Origin of the sequence: Arthrobacter sp. ISL-69, from assembly GCF_018613775.1 — a bacterium.
Classification (GTDB): Bacteria; Actinomycetota; Actinomycetes; order Actinomycetales; family Micrococcaceae; genus Arthrobacter.
On the sequence record NZ_JAGGPO010000032.1, the window covers coordinates 23,252 to 38,229 of the forward strand.

At 65.9% G+C, this 14,978-nt stretch carries 12 protein-coding genes and 1 pseudogene; 5 read left to right on the forward strand and 8 right to left on the reverse strand.

Going from position 1 to position 14,978, the window contains the following annotated elements:
• Positions 1–18 precede the first annotated feature (18 nt).
• Positions 19–450 carry a hypothetical protein gene (locus J7I79_RS20165; protein WP_214956317.1) on the reverse strand — a complete coding sequence of 144 codons (432 nt, stop codon included), beginning with the start codon at positions 448–450 and terminating at the stop codon, positions 19–21.
• Between the two features lie 39 nt (positions 451–489).
• Between J7I79_RS20165 and purN the strand changes: the two genes are divergently transcribed.
• Positions 490–1,053, forward strand: coding sequence for a phosphoribosylglycinamide formyltransferase (gene purN / locus J7I79_RS20170; protein ID WP_214956319.1), 564 nt, complete (start codon positions 490–492; stop codon positions 1,051–1,053).
• A 157-nt stretch (positions 1,054–1,210) separates the two neighbouring features.
• The gene (locus J7I79_RS20175; RefSeq protein WP_214956321.1) at positions 1,211–2,146 is read left to right on the forward strand and encodes an endonuclease domain-containing protein; all 936 of its coding nucleotides are present in this window, start codon (positions 1,211–1,213) and stop codon (positions 2,144–2,146) included.
• Positions 2,147–2,214: 68 nt separating this feature from the next.
• Here the strand turns inward: J7I79_RS20175 and J7I79_RS20180 are convergent, their stop codons facing one another.
• Positions 2,215–3,567 carry an MFS transporter gene (locus J7I79_RS20180; protein ID WP_214956323.1) on the reverse strand — a complete coding sequence of 451 codons (1,353 nt, stop codon included), beginning with the start codon at positions 3,565–3,567 and terminating at the stop codon, positions 2,215–2,217.
• 173 nt (positions 3,568–3,740) lie between these two features.
• On the opposite strand from J7I79_RS20180, the gene purH reads away from it, so the two are divergent.
• A complete protein-coding gene (gene purH, locus J7I79_RS20185; protein ID WP_214956324.1) occupies positions 3,741–5,411 on the forward strand; it encodes a bifunctional phosphoribosylaminoimidazolecarboxamide formyltransferase/IMP cyclohydrolase in 1,671 nt (556 codons plus the stop codon).
• A gap of 66 nt (positions 5,412–5,477) precedes the next feature.
• Here the strand turns inward: purH and J7I79_RS20190 are convergent, their stop codons facing one another.
• Together J7I79_RS20190 and J7I79_RS20195 are read right to left on the reverse strand one after the other, a co-directional pair.
• Positions 5,478–5,624: a hypothetical protein gene (locus J7I79_RS20190; protein WP_251043072.1), complete on the reverse strand. Its 147-nt coding sequence runs from the start codon at positions 5,622–5,624 to the stop codon at positions 5,478–5,480.
• A gap of 25 nt (positions 5,625–5,649) precedes the next feature.
• A complete protein-coding gene (locus tag J7I79_RS20195; RefSeq protein WP_214956328.1) occupies positions 5,650–6,621 on the reverse strand; it encodes a serine protease in 972 nt (323 codons plus the stop codon).
• A 277-nt stretch (positions 6,622–6,898) separates the two neighbouring features.
• Here J7I79_RS20195 and J7I79_RS20200 point away from each other — a divergent pair, with 277 nt between their 5' ends.
• Positions 6,899–9,121 carry an NADP-dependent isocitrate dehydrogenase gene (locus J7I79_RS20200; RefSeq protein WP_214956330.1) on the forward strand — a complete coding sequence of 741 codons (2,223 nt, stop codon included), beginning with the start codon at positions 6,899–6,901 and terminating at the stop codon, positions 9,119–9,121.
• A gap of 124 nt (positions 9,122–9,245) precedes the next feature.
• On the opposite strand, the gene J7I79_RS20205 is transcribed toward J7I79_RS20200, so the two are convergent.
• Positions 9,246–9,890: an SRPBCC family protein gene (locus J7I79_RS20205; RefSeq protein ID WP_214956332.1), complete on the reverse strand. Its 645-nt coding sequence runs from the start codon at positions 9,888–9,890 to the stop codon at positions 9,246–9,248.
• A 237-nt stretch (positions 9,891–10,127) separates the two neighbouring features.
• Here J7I79_RS20205 and J7I79_RS20210 point away from each other — a divergent pair, with 237 nt between their 5' ends.
• Positions 10,128–12,344: a catalase gene (locus J7I79_RS20210; protein WP_214956345.1), complete on the forward strand. Its 2,217-nt coding sequence runs from the start codon at positions 10,128–10,130 to the stop codon at positions 12,342–12,344.
• Positions 12,345–12,425: 81 nt separating this feature from the next.
• Here the strand turns inward: J7I79_RS20210 and J7I79_RS20215 are convergent, their stop codons facing one another.
• The 3 genes and pseudogenes from J7I79_RS20215 to J7I79_RS20225 all read right to left on the reverse strand — a co-directional run.
• Positions 12,426–12,926: a mucin-associated surface protein gene (locus J7I79_RS20215; protein WP_311380621.1), complete on the reverse strand. Its 501-nt coding sequence runs from the start codon at positions 12,924–12,926 to the stop codon at positions 12,426–12,428.
• Positions 12,923–14,131 carry a serine/threonine-protein kinase gene (locus J7I79_RS20220; RefSeq protein WP_214956334.1) on the reverse strand — a complete coding sequence of 403 codons (1,209 nt, stop codon included), beginning with the start codon at positions 14,129–14,131 and terminating at the stop codon, positions 12,923–12,925. The genes J7I79_RS20215 and J7I79_RS20220 overlap by 4 nt, the downstream gene beginning before the upstream one ends.
• 226 nt (positions 14,132–14,357) lie before the next feature.
• Positions 14,358–14,978 (reverse strand): annotated as a pseudogene (locus J7I79_RS20225) (hypothetical protein); the annotation flags it as partial.

Consider the following 14,978-nt stretch of genomic DNA (forward strand, 5'->3'; position numbering starts at 1 on the left):
GACGGATCTGCCGGCGGCTCAGCGGAGCTGGGTGGGGAGTGACTTCTCCAGCTGCGTCTGGCACTGGGTCATGGCCTGCTGGGTGAGCGCACTGCGGGAGCACTGCTGGAAGTCCCGGACCTGGTTGAAGAACACCGCCGAGGCCAGGAGCAGCAGCACCATCACTGCAGAGACCACCAGCCCCGAAATGGTCCCGAACAGCACCAGCTTGGATTCCTTGAGCTTGATGGCGCGGACCAGCACCACGATGCCGAGCACGATGCTTGCGGCCGTGAGGATGGCCGTCAGCCACAGGTAGTTGACGTCAACCTGGTAGACGAAGAAGGAGCCCAGGACGGTGACGATGAATATGCGGAACAGGTTGTGCGTCTTCAGCAGTGACGCCTTCGCAGCATCGCTGAGGGGTTGCCGGGCCTGCTGGGTACTTGCGGGGTCCTTCGGGGGGTTCATGTTTTCCAGCCTACGCGAGCGGCCCCATAAGCTAGAGCCATGCGCATCGTAGTCCTCGTGTCCGGTACCGGCTCCAACCTCCAGGCTGTCATTGACGCCGTCAAGGCGGGCGAGCTGGACATCGAGATCGCCGCCGTCGGCGCTGACCGGCCGGGGACCTACGGGGTTGAGCGCTCGGCGGCCGCCGGAATCCCGACATTCGTGGTGGATTTCAAGGCCTACGCCGACCGCTCGGACTGGAACTCGGCGCTGACGGAAGCCGTGGCCGCGTATGAGCCGGATGTGGTGGTGTCCTCCGGCTTCATGCGGATCGTCAGCCCGAAGTTCATCGACGCGTTCGACGGCAAATACCTCAACACCCACCCCGCCCTGCTGCCGGCCTTCCCCGGCGCGCACGGCGTCCGCGATGCCATGACCTACGGCGTGAAGGTCACCGGCTGCACGGTGCACTGGGCCGACGCCGGCGTGGACACCGGCCCCATCATCGCCCAGGAAGCCGTTGCCATCCGCGACGACGACACCGAGGACACCCTGCACGAACGTATCAAGGTGGTGGAGCGCAGGCTCCTGGTCTCGACCCTGGCGCAGCTCGCCGCCGCATAGGCGTCCCCTTCCCGCCCGCCCCTTCCCGCCCAACTAGGTAGCAGCAGGTGTCGTTTTGGCGGCTCAAAACGACACCTGCTGCTACCTAGTTGGGTTGCATGGATTGGGTCTGTGGATAACTTCCGCGCCGTCGCACAATCTTTGCCACCATGGGGCCATGAAGACCCCGCAGCCGCTGCCGGAACCTCTGAGTTCCGCAGCGTTCACGTATCAAGAAGCCGTCGACGCCGGTGTGACCCGCCGCCGCTTGCGGCACCGCTCGCTGACCATGCCAAGCCGGGGCATCAGGCAGCCCTGGCAAAGCGACGGCACCGAACTGCTGCGGCAGGTCCGGCCCGTTACCTTAGTCACGGAATTCTCGGCCGCGTCCCACGCCACGGCGTTCACACTTTGGTCGTTTCCGGGGTTCCTGCCGGGCGCTGACGATCCGATCATTCACATTTCCCGTCCGGACACGATGGCCATCCCCAGGCGAATCGGCGTGCGGGGCCACCGCGGCCAGTTCTTCGGGGACGAAATTATCGCTCTCGACGGGCTGCTCGTTACCTCTCGGACGCGGACCTGGCTGGATTGCTCGCGGAAGATGAGCGTTGACGAACTGACCGTGGTCGCGGACCACCTGCTGAGGATTCCCAGACCGGATTTCGAGGGGCGGGCTGAGCCACACGCCACGCGTGAACAACTCGAGGACATGCTGGACCGGCACAAAGGAACCCCCGGCATCCGGAAGGCCCGCCTTGCCCTGGAACAGGCCCGGGTACGAGCCGATTCGGCACCGGAGACCCGTCTTCGGCTGGCACTGGAAAACGCCGGTCTGCCCGAACCCAAACTGAACGTGCCCACAGAGCTGAATACCGGCGTCGTGCGTCAACCGGATCTGAGCTATCCGGAACACAAAGTGGCGGTGGAGTACGAAGGCGGGGGCCACTCCGAGACAGCACAGATCGTACGGGACATCGCCCGCGAAGAGGACTTCGCCGGGGCAGGGTGGACCCTTGTCCGGATCTCCAAGCGCCATATGGAGAACGACGCACGCGCTGCGGTAGCGAAGGTTCGCTCGGCGCTCCTCAGCCGCGGATGGTTACCCAAGTAGGTAGCAGCAGGTGTCGTTCTGAGGGCTCAAAACGACACCTGCTGCTACCTAGTTGGGGAGGGAAGCGCTTACGTCAGCGTGCGCTGCTTCGTCTCGGGGGAGAAGAACGCCATCCATAGCACCGACAGGAGGAGCAGTCCGCCGGCAAGTGTGAAGGACGTCGCCAGCCCCAGTTGCGGCCACAGGACCGAGGCGAATATCAGCGGTCCGAATCCTGCGCCAAGCCGGGAGAACGTGGACGCCCAGCCGAAGCCCGTACCGCGCAGGTCCGTGGGATACAGCTCGGAGACATAGGTGTACAGCACCGGAATGGCCACCTGCACGATGAACCCGAACACCAGCAGCCAGAACACGGCCGCGGACGGGATGTCCACCACGAACGCCACGATCACCAGCGTCAGCGCGGACAGCGGCCCGGTGATCGCCAGGATCCACTTCCGGCCCACCCGCTCCACAAGCACCGCTGCCACCACTACGCCCAGGAGCCCGACGGCGGCCATGGATGCCGTGGTGAGGAACGCCTTGTAGTCCTCGAAGCCGGCGCCGATCAGAATCCGCGGCATCCACGTCAAAGACAGGTAATAGACCAGCAGGATGCTGAAGAATAAGGACCAGGCAGCCGCGGTGATCTTCCAGTTGAACCGCCAGACGCGGGCCAGCTGGAGCCAGGCGCTGCCGGCGGAGAGCCGCGGCGCATCCTGCGCGTCCGGGAGGCTGTAGGCGCGGGGCTCGGCGCCCGTGGCTTTGACCAGATCGTCAATGACGTTGGCGGCCTCGTCACGGCGGCCCTTGCGGATGAGGAACAGCGGCGACTCAGGCACGCTGCGCCGCACCCAGAACACCAGCAGCGCCGGCAGCACCATCACCAGCATGGTCAGCCGCCAGTCCGCGAAAGCTGCAACCAGCCAGGCGGAGACAAAGCCGCACAGCGCGGCGCCCACGGGCCACCAGCCGTCCATTGCCGTGAGCACTCTTCCGCGCTGCTTCCGGGGTGTGAACTCACCCACCAGGGCATAGTCCACCGGGATGCACCCGCCCAGGCCGAATCCGGCCATGAAGCGGAACACGCAGAACCAGATGAAATCGGGGGAGAAGGCGCCCAGGACCGTGAACAGGGAAAAGATCAGCAGGGTGGCCGTGAAGGCCTTCTTGCGCCCGATGGTGTCCGCGATGGTGCCCCACGCGAACGCGCCGAGGGCCATGCCGATGAGGTTCGCCGTGCCGATCCACGCGGCATCGCCGGGGGCAAGCGCCCAGTGCTTAGACAGAAGCGGAATGAGGATCCCGTTGAGCGTCACGTCCCACGCATCGAACATAAAGCCCAGGCCGCCGATCAGGAAGATCCGCCCCTGGACTTTCCATCGCCACGGCAGTTCCTGGACCACCTGTTCGCCGCTGGGCACAGTGGTGTAAGTATTCATCTCGGCCTCCTGAGAAAACTCTACGTTGCACGGCAGGGTCCGTGCGCAGGCCACCGGGGTCCTGGCGGAGCCTTCACAGTCGGGCGCGCAGGGAGGGCAGCCCGCGGGACACGATAAACTGGCCACATCCCCACCAACCGCGGCACCCACCGTGTCAAAAGACGGAGACCTTTGTGAGCTTTACGCAGCTAGACCGTGTTCCCATCCGCCGAGCCCTGATCTCGGTCTACGACAAGACCGGTCTGGAGGAGCTCGCGAAGGGCCTGCACGAAGCAGGCGTCAAGATCGTTTCCACCGGCTCCACCGCCAAGAAGATCGCCGCCGCAGGCATCCCGGTGCAGGAAGTCGAGGAAGTCACCGGTTCGCCGGAGATGCTGGACGGCCGCGTCAAGACCCTGCACCCGCGCGTGCACGGCGGCATCCTGGCCGACCGCCGCGTCCCGGCCCACATGGAAACGCTGGCCGGCATGGAGATCGAGGCATTCGACCTCGTCGTCGTGAACCTGTACCCGTTCGTCGAGACCGTGAAGTCCGGAGCGGCCCAGGACGAGGTCGTGGAGCAGATCGACATCGGAGGCCCCGCCATGGTGCGCTCCGCCGCGAAGAACCACGCCGCCGTCGCCATTGTGGTGGATCCCACGTTCTACGGCAACGTTGTCCGCGCCGCCGCTGAAGGCGGCTTCGACCTGAAGACCCGCCAGCGCCTGGCTGCCAAGGCCTTCGCACACACCGCCAGCTACGACAACGCCGTGGCCACCTGGACCGCCAGCCAGTTCCTCGATGAGGACGGCGACGGCGTGATCGACTGGCCCGCCTACGCCGGCCTCGCGCTGGAGCGCTCCGAGGTCCTCCGCTACGGCGAAAACCCGCACCAGCAGGCAGCACTGTACGTCGACAAGGCCGCTCCTGCAGGCATCGCCCAGGCCGACCAGATCCACGGCAAGGCGATGAGCTACAACAACTTCGTTGACGCCGACGCTGCCCTCCGCGCCGCGTTCGACTTCGCCGAGCCCGCCGTGGCCATCATCAAGCACGCCAACCCCTGCGGCGTGGCCGTCGGCTCCGCTGATGCCGCCGACCCGATCGCCGACGCCCACGCCAAGGCGCACGCCTGCGATCCTGTCTCCGCGTTCGGCGGCGTCATTGCGGCCAACCGCACGGTCACCGCCGGCATGGCCAGCACCGTGGCCGGCATCTTCACCGAAGTGGTCATCGCGCCCGGTTTCGAGCCGGAAGCCGTGGAGATCCTTTCCAAGAAGAAGAACATCCGCCTCCTGTCCCTGCCGGAGGGATACGGCCGCTACCCGGCTGAAATCCGCCAGGTCTCGGGCGGCGTGCTCGTCCAGATTTCCGACAAGGTGGACGCCGACGGCGACACCCCCGCCAACTGGACCCTCGCCGCCGGCGAAGCCGCTGACGTCGCCACGCTGGCCGACCTCGCGTTCGCCTGGACCGCCTGCCGCGCCGCCAAGTCCAACGCCATCCTGCTGGCCGATCACGGTGCCGCCGTCGGTATCGGCATGGGCCAGGTCAACCGGCTCGATTCCTGCAAGCTGGCCGTGGAACGCGCCAACACGCTGGGCGTGAAGGTGGAGTCCGACGTCGAGGGTGCCGGCGGTGCTTCGAACGCGGACGCCAGCACAGCCCCGCAGCGCGCCCGCGGTGCCGTGGCAGCCTCCGATGCGTTCTTCCCGTTCGCTGACGGACTGCAGATCCTGATCGACGCCGGCGTCCGCGCCGTGGTCCAGCCCGGCGGTTCCGTCCGCGACGACGAGGTCATCGCCGCGGCCAACGCTGCCGGCATCACCATGTACTTCACGGGCGCCCGCCACTTCTTCCACTAATCCCCAGAGCCACGACGACGGCGACCGCCCCCGAAAAGGGGACGGTCGCCGTCGTCGTTCATTCAGTTAGTTCTCTGCGGCTTCCGCGTCACCGTCGGGGCTTGCCGCCGGCTCTGCGAGCCGGACCTCCCGGGGCTTCGCTTCGGCCATTCGTTCCGGCGTCCAGTAGGCGAGGATCTCCTCCTGGGTCTGGCTGGTGCTGCTGTGGCTCACGCCCTGGTCAGCAGGCGCCGGGTTGTCAGTTCGCTGACGATGCACTCGAGTACGCCTGCTGGATGACTGAGCCCCAGTACGGTCCGTACATAACCTCGGACCGGCTGCCGTAGCCGTAGCTGTTGACGGAGTTCTGGTAGCCGCTGGAGCCGGTGCCGATGAACCACGGACCGCCCGAGGAACCGCCGGTCATGTCGCACGGGATGCCCTGGGTCTGGAACTGCGGGCTGTACGGATCATTGCTTGCCGGCCCGGTGCAGCTCACCAGGGATGCGCCGTCGAACGGGGCGGCGGCGGGGTAACCGTAGGACTTGTAGGCCAGGCCGCGGGCAGCGTTGAACTGGACGCCCGATGCGCCCACGACGTCGGCCAGGTTCTGGCCGTTGAGCTGGGACACCACGGCGAAGCCCGTGTCGTACTGCATGTCCCCGGCCGAGCTCCACTGGGTGGGGGTGTACAGGCCCTTGGCGGCCCACTTGCCGTACGGTGCGGCACCGTCCAGGTACGCGGGGACGAAGATGAAGTTGGTGGCAAAAGCGCCCGGTCCCTCGTTGAGGCAGTGACCGGCGGTGGACACGGTGTTCTTGTTGTTGGAAACCAATGAGTTGCCGGAGCAGACGTAGTTGCCGCCTGCCATGGTGAAGAAGACTTTGCCAATGTGGGACACCGGATTCTCGTCGGCGTGCAGCGGCGTCTTGCCCTTGCCCGCCTTGCCGGCAATCCTGGTGCTTGAGCCCTTTTCCACCGCAGCGGCGGACGAAGCGTTGCCGCGCTGGAGGGCCTTGCTGGCCAACACATCGCCGGGAACCGCCGCGCGCATGCGGTCGGCTGTCCAGTAGCTGGCGACATTCGCGCTGTCCACCGGCTGGCTGGCGACCTGCCCGCCGTCCTGGGTTGATGCGGGTGAGGCAGTTGCCCCGCCGGCTGCGCAGACCGCAAGCAGTGCCGCGGCGGTGAGGCTCAAGAGGCTGGTAGCCAGAGTCTTCGATTTCGTCATGGTTGTCCTAACCAGTCGTGATGCGGCGGCCTCAGATGGTGGCCGCCGCTAGTGGAGATGAACCTACCCAGCCGTGACAAATTTGTAAAGAGATACACAACTCTTGTATTGCGGATTTTACGGCGTTCTCTCCAGTCCCCTCACAGCAGCTGGCGGGGTCATGCTACGGCCCTCTACGGGTCCCGATGGGCGTCGACCCGCCCTACTCGGGTAAGTTAAGCATGTTGAAATAACGCGAGAGTTCCAGATGTATATACCTTCAGGAGACGCCCAAGCAATGGCCAAGATTATCTATACCCACACTGACGAAGCGCCCATGCTGGCCACCTATTCGTTCTTGCCGATCGTCGAAGCCTACGCGTCGACTGCCGGTGTGGAAGTGGAGACGCGCGACATCTCCCTCTCTGGCCGCATCATCTCCGTGTTCGGTGACTACCTCACCGAAGAGCAGCGGATCAGCGATGCCCTGGCCGAACTTGGCGACCTGGCGAAGAAGCCGGAAGCCAACATCATCAAGCTCCCCAACATCAGCGCGTCCATTCCGCAGCTGAAGGCGGCCATCGCCGAACTCCAGGCCAAGGGCTACGACCTTCCGGACTACCCGGACAACCCGTCCTCCGACACCGAGACGGACGTCCGCTCCCGCTATGACAAGATCAAGGGCTCGGCCGTCAACCCGGTTCTGCGCGAAGGCAACTCGGACCGCCGCGCGCCGCTGTCCGTGAAGAACTACGCCCGCCAGAACCCGCACTCCATGGGTGCGTGGAGCCCGGAGTCGAAGACCAACGTGGCCACCATGGGTGCCGAAGACTTCCGCTCCAACGAGAAGTCCGTGGTCATCGAAGCTGACGACACGATCAAGATCCAGCTGGTCAAGGAAGACGGCACCGTCAAGGTCCTCAAGCGCGGCTTCCCCGTCCTGGCCGGCGAAGTGGTTGACGGCACCGTGATGCGCGCCGCCGCCCTGGATGAATTCCTGGCAGCCCAGGTTGCCCGTGCCAAGGAAGAAGGCGTGCTCTTCTCCGCACACCTGAAGGCCACCATGATGAAGGTCTCCGACCCCATCATCTTCGGCCACGTGGTCAAGGCTTACTTCACCGAACTGTTCGACACGTACGGCGTACAGCTCGCCGCGGCCGGCCTGAGCCCGAACAACGGCCTGGCGTCCATCCTGGGCGGCCTCGAAGAGCTTCCCGAAGATGTCCGCGAAGGCGTCAAGGCTGCCATCAAGAAGGGCCTGGAAGAGGGCCCCGCACTGGCGATGGTGGACTCCGACAAGGGCATCACCAACCTGCACGTTCCCAGCGACGTCATCGTTGACGCCTCGATGCCTGCCATGATCCGCTCCTCCGGCCACATGTGGGGCGCGGACGGCAAGGAAGCCGACACGCTCGCCGTCCTCCCGGACAGCAGCTACGCCGGCATCTACCAGGTTGTCATCGACGACTGCCGCGCCAACGGCGCCTTCGACCCCACCACCATGGGCACCGTCCCGAATGTGGGCCTCATGGCGCAGGCCGCCGAGGAATACGGCAGCCACGACAAGACCTTCGAGATCCAGTCTGCCGGTACGGTGCAGCTTGTGGACAGCAAGGGTGCCGTCCTGATTGAACACCAGGTGGCCCCGGGCGACATCTGGCGCGCCTGCCAGGCCAAGGACGTGCCGATCCGTGACTGGGTCAAGCTGGCTGTCACCCGCGCCCGCGCCTCCGAAACCCCCGCCGTGTTCTGGCTGGACGAGGAGCGCGCCCACGACGCCAACTTGATTGCCAAGGTCGAGGAATACCTCAAGGAATACGACACCGAGGGCCTCCAGATCGAAATCATGTCCCCGGTGAAGGCCACCGCGTTCACGCTGGAGCGCATCCGCAAGGGCGAGGACACCATCTCGGTGACCGGCAACGTGCTCCGCGATTACCTGACGGACCTTTTCCCCATCCTGGAACTGGGCACCAGCGCCAAGATGCTCTCCGTGGTCCCGCTGATCAACGGCGGCGGCCTCTTCGAAACCGGTGCAGGCGGGTCCGCCCCGAAGCACGTCCAGCAGCTGCTGAACGAAAACCACCTGCGCTGGGACAGTCTGGGTGAATTCCTGGCCCTCGCGGTCAGCTTCGAGCACCTCGCCACCACCACGGGCAACAAGCGTGCCCAGGTCCTCGCCGACACCCTGGACCGCGCCACCGGCACGTTCCTGCTCGAGAACAAGTCCCCGCGCCGCAAGGTGGGGGAGCTGGACAACCGCGGAAGCCACTTCTACCTCGCCAAGTACTGGGCCCAGGAACTGGCCCAGCAGACCGACGACGCCGAACTGGCCGCCGACTTCGCAGCTGTCTCCGAAGCCCTGACCTCGAACGAGGACACCATCATTGCCGAGCTGCTCGCAGTCCAGGGCTCCCCGGTGGACATCGGCGGGTACTACCGCCCGGACGTGGCCAAGGTTGCCGCGGTGATGCGTCCGTCCGCGACATTCACGGAAGTGCTGTCAGGACTGGCCAAGTAGCCGGACCCGCAGAGCGCGAAACGCCCCGCCTCCCATCACGGGAGGCGGGGCGTTTTTCGTGGGCTGCGCCGTGGTGCTCGTCGGCGCCAACGCGGCGCCGCTAGGCGTGGGCTGCGCCGCGGCCTCAGCGCTGAACGTGCTTGCCGAACGGCGGTTCGGTTGCCATGTCGGGGTCCGTGTTCACGGGACGCTCCGTGGGCTCGGAATCGTAACCGACTTCCTCCTCGAGGGGGACCGCAGTGGTGGCAGCAAGCGGAATTTCCTTCGTGCCGGTCCCGGCGCCGCTGCCGCTTCCGGCGGCGCCGCCGCTGACCTCGCTATCGCTGACGCGTTCCCGCCAGGCGCCGGTCTCCACTTCGCGTTCTTCAATGAACTTCTTGAACCGTTTGAGGTCGGAGGCCACCTGGTGCGAATCAAGCCCGACGGCGGCTCCGACCTTCTCCACTGCGGAGTCCGGCTCCCAGGCCAGTTCAACGCTCACCCTGGTTTCGGTCGGGTTGAGTGCTTCGAACCATACAGTTCCGGCGTTGTGCGGCTCGTCCAGGCTTTCCCACGTCACGCCCTGGTCCGGCTGCTGGACGGTGATCCGGGCGTCGTATTCGCGCTTGACGCCGGCGATGCTGGTTTTGAAGTGAACGGTGGTGTCGTCGAGCTGCCGGACAGAGTCCACGCCGCTCATGAAGTGCGGGAAGTCCTCGAACTGGGTCCACTGGTTGTAGGCCTGGCTCAGCGGGACGTTTACGTTGATTGATTCCTGGACAGTTGCCATGCGTACATCACTCCTTCAGCTGGCGGGCCGGTGGCCCGCGGTTCTGATCTCGTTGCGGGCTTCGTAGGCGCGCTTAATCAAACCTAGCGGGATTCACGCTTAATAGTAAGCTTACTGATGAATATTCCGCCGTTCCATTGTGATTGCGGAACATCTTCCCTAGAGTACTAAGCAAGCTTAGCTTCCGGCCTGAGGCCGGTTGCAGCGGGGGATTGCCGATACCGAGGAGAAATGTCCATGCCAGAAGACCGCAACATCCAGATTCCCGGTGCCGTCTCGAGCGAACCGCCCAGTGTCGCCGAGCCGACCGAACCACGTGAGCCGCTCCCGCCCAAGCCGGACCAGCAGGGCCCCGAGGCAGTCTCACCGACCGGAACCCCGAGCGGCGCCCCGGTCCACTCCCGCGCGCAGTCCGGCGCCTACCTCACCACGGCGCAGGGCCTGAGGCTCCAGGACACGGACCACTCGCTGAAGGCGGGCCGGCGCGGTCCCGTGCTGCTCCAGGACCACCACCTGCGCGAAAAGATCACCCACTTCGATCACGAGCGCATCCCGGAGCGCGTGGTGCACGCCCGCGGCGCCGGAGCCCACGGCACCTTCCGCGCCTATGGGTCGGCAGCGAACATCACCCGTGCGGGGTTCCTGGCCAAGGACGTCGAAACCCCTGTCTTCGTCCGGTTCTCCACGGTTCTGGGCTCCCGCGGTTCCGCCGACACCGTCCGGGACACCCGCGGGTTCGCGACCAAGTTCTACACGGACGAGGGCACGTTCGACCTGGTGGGCAACAACATCCCGGTGTTCTTCATCCAGGACGGCATCAAGTTCCCGGACATCATTCATGCCGCCAAACCGCACCCGGACCGCGAGATCCCGCAGGCCCAGAGCGCCCACGACACGTTCTGGGATTTCGTTTCGCTCCACACCGAGGCGCAGGCCCACACCATGTGGAACATGTCCGACCGCGCCCTGCCCCGCTCCTACCGCACCATGGAAGGCTTCGGCGTCCACACTTTCCGCTTCGTGAACGCCGCCGGTGAAACGGTGCTCGTCAAATTCCACTGGAAGCCCAAGCAGGGCGTGCACTCGCTGGCCTGGGAGGAAGCCCAGCTCATCAACGGTATGGACCCGGACTTCCACCGGCGCGACCTTGCCGACGCGATCGAGTCCGGAGCCTACCCGGAATGGGAGTTGGGAGTGCAGGTGTTCCCGGACACCGAAGAGGAATTCTTCGAGGGAATCGACCTGCTGGACCCCACCAAGTTCGTGCCTGAAGAGCTCGCCCCGGTGCAGCCCATCGGAGTGATGACTCTCAACGCCAACCCGGTGAACTACTTCGCCGAAACCGAACAGGTTGCCTTCCACCCCGGCCACCTTGTGCCGGGCATCGACGTCACCAATGATCCGCTGCTGCAGGTGCGGCTCTTCTCCTACATCGACACGCAGATCTCAAGGCTGGGCGGCCCGAACTTCGGACAGATCCCGATCAACCGGCCGCAGGCGCCGGTCAACGACATGCTCCGGGACGGAATGCACCAGCAGGCGGTCCATGGGGGAGCGGCACCGTACCACCCGAATTCGCTCGACGGCGGCTGCCCCTTCCTCGCCGGGGCGGACCTCAGTGCGTTCATCGACGTTCCCGAGCAGCTGGCGGCGGCCGTCAAGGAACGGAAGTCGCCGGCGTCGTTCGACGATCACTTCAGCCAGGTGCGGCTCTTCTTCAGGAGCCTGAGCCCGGTGGAGCAGGACCATGTGATCCAGGCCTACACTTTCGAACTCGGCAAATGTCGGGAGGAAGCCATCCGGGAACGCCAGCTGCGGAACCTGGCCAATGTCGACGCCGGACTTTGCGCTGCCGTCGCCGCTGGCCTGGGCATGCCGGCGCCCGCAGCTTCGGTCGATGTGGCCGACGCTGACCCCAGCCCCGCGCTATCCCAGATCGGCGGAACCTGGCCAGTGAAGGGCCGCGTGGTGGGTATTGTGGCCGACGCGTCCAGCGACCTGGCTGCTGTGCGTGCCGCGCGCACGGCCCTGGACTCCGCGGGCATCGTGCCGTTGGTGGTCGCACCGTCCGGAGGGTTCCTGGGAGCGGAGTCCGACGGCGGGATCCCCGTCCAGCGCACGTACCTCACCGCTCGCTCCACGGAGTTTGACGCCGTGCTGATCGCCGGGTCCGCTGACCCGGCCCCGGACGCCGACCTGGGGTTGGATGCCAAGGCCGGTGAGCCCGGGGCAACCCTTGATCCGCGGGTGATCCTCTTGCTTTCTGAGACCTTCCGCCACGCGAAGGCGATCGGCGGCTGGGGCGCAGGTGCCGCCGTCGTGGACGCCGCGAGCATTCCGCAGGATGCTCCGGGGCTGGCGTTTGGTGACGGGCCGGCAGACGTTGTTCCGATGCTTCAGGAACTGCTGGCGGCGCACCGGGCATGGGAGCGTTTCCCGGCGTCCGGGTCCTGATTCTCAACAGAATGTGGGCGCGGTTCCGCGCTGGCAGATGAAGGCGGGGACGGTTGAAGTCCGGCGGCGGGACCGCCGGTTTCAGTCGTCCTTGCCTTTGCCTTTTTCGCCTTTGCCCGGCCCGGAATTTCCCTGGGCGGGCGCGGGAGCCTGGACCTGCGCCGGCGGCTGAGCGGCATGCGAGGCCTGGGCGGCGGCCGCGGCAGCTGCTTCTGCGGCTGCAGCTTCGGCTGCGGCGGCTTCGGCTTGAGCCTGCGCCGCTGCCAGGTCGGCGCGGACTGCTTCGATGGCCTTCATAATGCTCTGGTGGCGTTTGAAGGATACGCCTCCGTCGGCCGCCGAGGCGTCAAGCTGCGCGACGAGCTCGTCCAAGGATTTCAGGGCTGCGTCCGGATCATTTCCGGCTGCGGCCTCCGAAACGGTCAGGACCTTGGCCTGGAGTTGCTGGGCGGCATCGTTTTGGAGGTCGGGGGCGGCGGTGCCGCAGCCGGCCAGAGCAGCGGAAATCAGACCCGCAGCCAGGACTGTCCGCCAGGGCTTGTGTGACAACTGCCGGTGGCGGGGCATCGACGATGAACTCACGGTTCCACGCTTTTCTGTAGCTGGTCGAGGTGTTCACCCAGGGTGCCGGTGACCGCCGGGTATTGGACAGGTGCCGGTGTTTCGGGTGTATTGACGGAGAGGATGATCACGGCGGCGACTGCCAGTGCTGCCAGCACGGCCAATGCGGCTGCCAGTTTGCCCCGTCTGCCCACTGTCCGAAGGCGCTGGGCGATGCTGGTGCGCACCGGGCTGCGTCCCGTGGTCTTCATGGGAGCGGTGGTGCGCGGGCCGGTCTCCCAATCCGCTGTCCTGATGTTTTCCGGGACAGCAAGGGGCGGACGCGACGGGGGTGCGGGAAGTACCCGAGTGGGCTCCCCAGCCATGGCGCCGGGCGCGGAGTCCGGTGAGACCAAGGCCTGCCGAAGGGCGGTCTCAAGATCGGCAGCCGACGGACGGTCCAGCGGGTTCAGGTCCGTCATGGAACTGATGAGCCTGGCCCACTCGGCGGGAACGCTGCCGGGGATTTCCGGGGAGCGGTGAAGGCGCGCCACGGCGGATTCAATGGCGCCGCCCGGATACTCCACCGCGCCCTTGATACATTCGAGCAATACCAGGCCAAGGGAATAGATGTCGCTGGCGGGACCTAGGTCGGTGCCCCGCGCCTGTTCCGGGCTCAGGTAGGCGGCTGTCCCCACCATGGTCCCGGTTGCGGTCAGCCGCGTGCCGTCGATGATCCGGGCGATGCCGAAATCCGTCAGTTTGGGACGCAGGGGTTCGCCCGGCCGGACCTGTACCAGCAGGATATTGGCTGGCTTGATGTCACGATGGATGATGCCCAGGTTATGGATGTAGGCCAGGGCATCGGCCACGCCGGCTCCGATCACCGCCAGTTCATCCAGCGGGACGGGACTGTGCCGGATCCGGGTCCGGAGGTCCTGCCCCTCAATCAGCTCCATGGTGAGGAACGGGCGCGGCTCCTCCGGCACACGGGAATCGATGCCCGCATCGAACAGAGTCACGAGGCTCGGGTGGTTCAGCGTGGCGAGGAGTTCGATCTCCGCCTCTTGCCGCTTGAGTTCGTCGGCGTCCGTGGATTGCGGGGCAAAGAGCTTCAGTGCAACATCCCGGCCGAGGTTCTCGTCCCTGGCCGTGTAAACCGATGCCATGCCACCGCGTCCGATGACCTCGCCGAGACGGTAGCGGCCGCCTAGGACCTCTGCCGTGTCAGTGGGCGAACTCTCCACGATGTCCCCATCCTTTTCAGCGTTCCGTCGGAACGCACTCCAAGAATGATACGGGGATTGCTACCAGATTTCATAAGGGTGCTTCGTAGTTCTGGTCCTTGTGCCGGAAAAACAAACGGGCAGCGGCCTGGCCCGGGAGGTCTTGAGGGCTTCCCGGGCCATTCCTATGGATATTCCTAGAGCAGGCCGACAAGACACGGGCGGTGCCCGCCATCCTGTAGCCGGGTTAGGCCTTCTTCCGCCGGTACAGCACCAGCATGATGATCATGCCGGCCGCGAGGAGAAGCAGGGCCGCGGTCAACAGTTCAATGTTGGCTCCCGTGTTGGCGAGCATCAGTGCATTGGTCGCTGCCGTGGCGTTGGAGCTCGTGCCGGTCGGCGTTGCAGCCGCGGGATTCATGCCCGTGCCGGTAGCCGCGCCGCCGGGGTTGTTGATGGCCGGGACGTTGCCGCCCGGGACGTTGCCCGTAGCAGGAGCACCCGGATTGGGTGCGCCCGGGACGGTGATGCCTGGGACTGTGCTATCGGGCACGGTGCCACCGGGGACGGTGCCACCGGTGGCGGGGCCGCCGATACCCAGATCAATGCCGAGGTCGATCCCGAGGTCGCCTGTGGTGCCGGTGCCCGTGTCGGTTGAGCCGCCCACACCGAGGTCGACACCCAGATCCACCGCAGTATCAGTTCCGGTGGTGCCGGTGCCGAGTCCGAGGTCTACGACTGCGGCGAGGTCGGCGGTGGTGGTGTCGGTACCCGTGGTGCCGTTGCCGGCGCCAAGGTTGACGTCCACAGCGGCGGCGAGGTCGGCGGTGGTGGTGTCGGTACCCGTGGTGCCGTTGCCGGCGCCCGG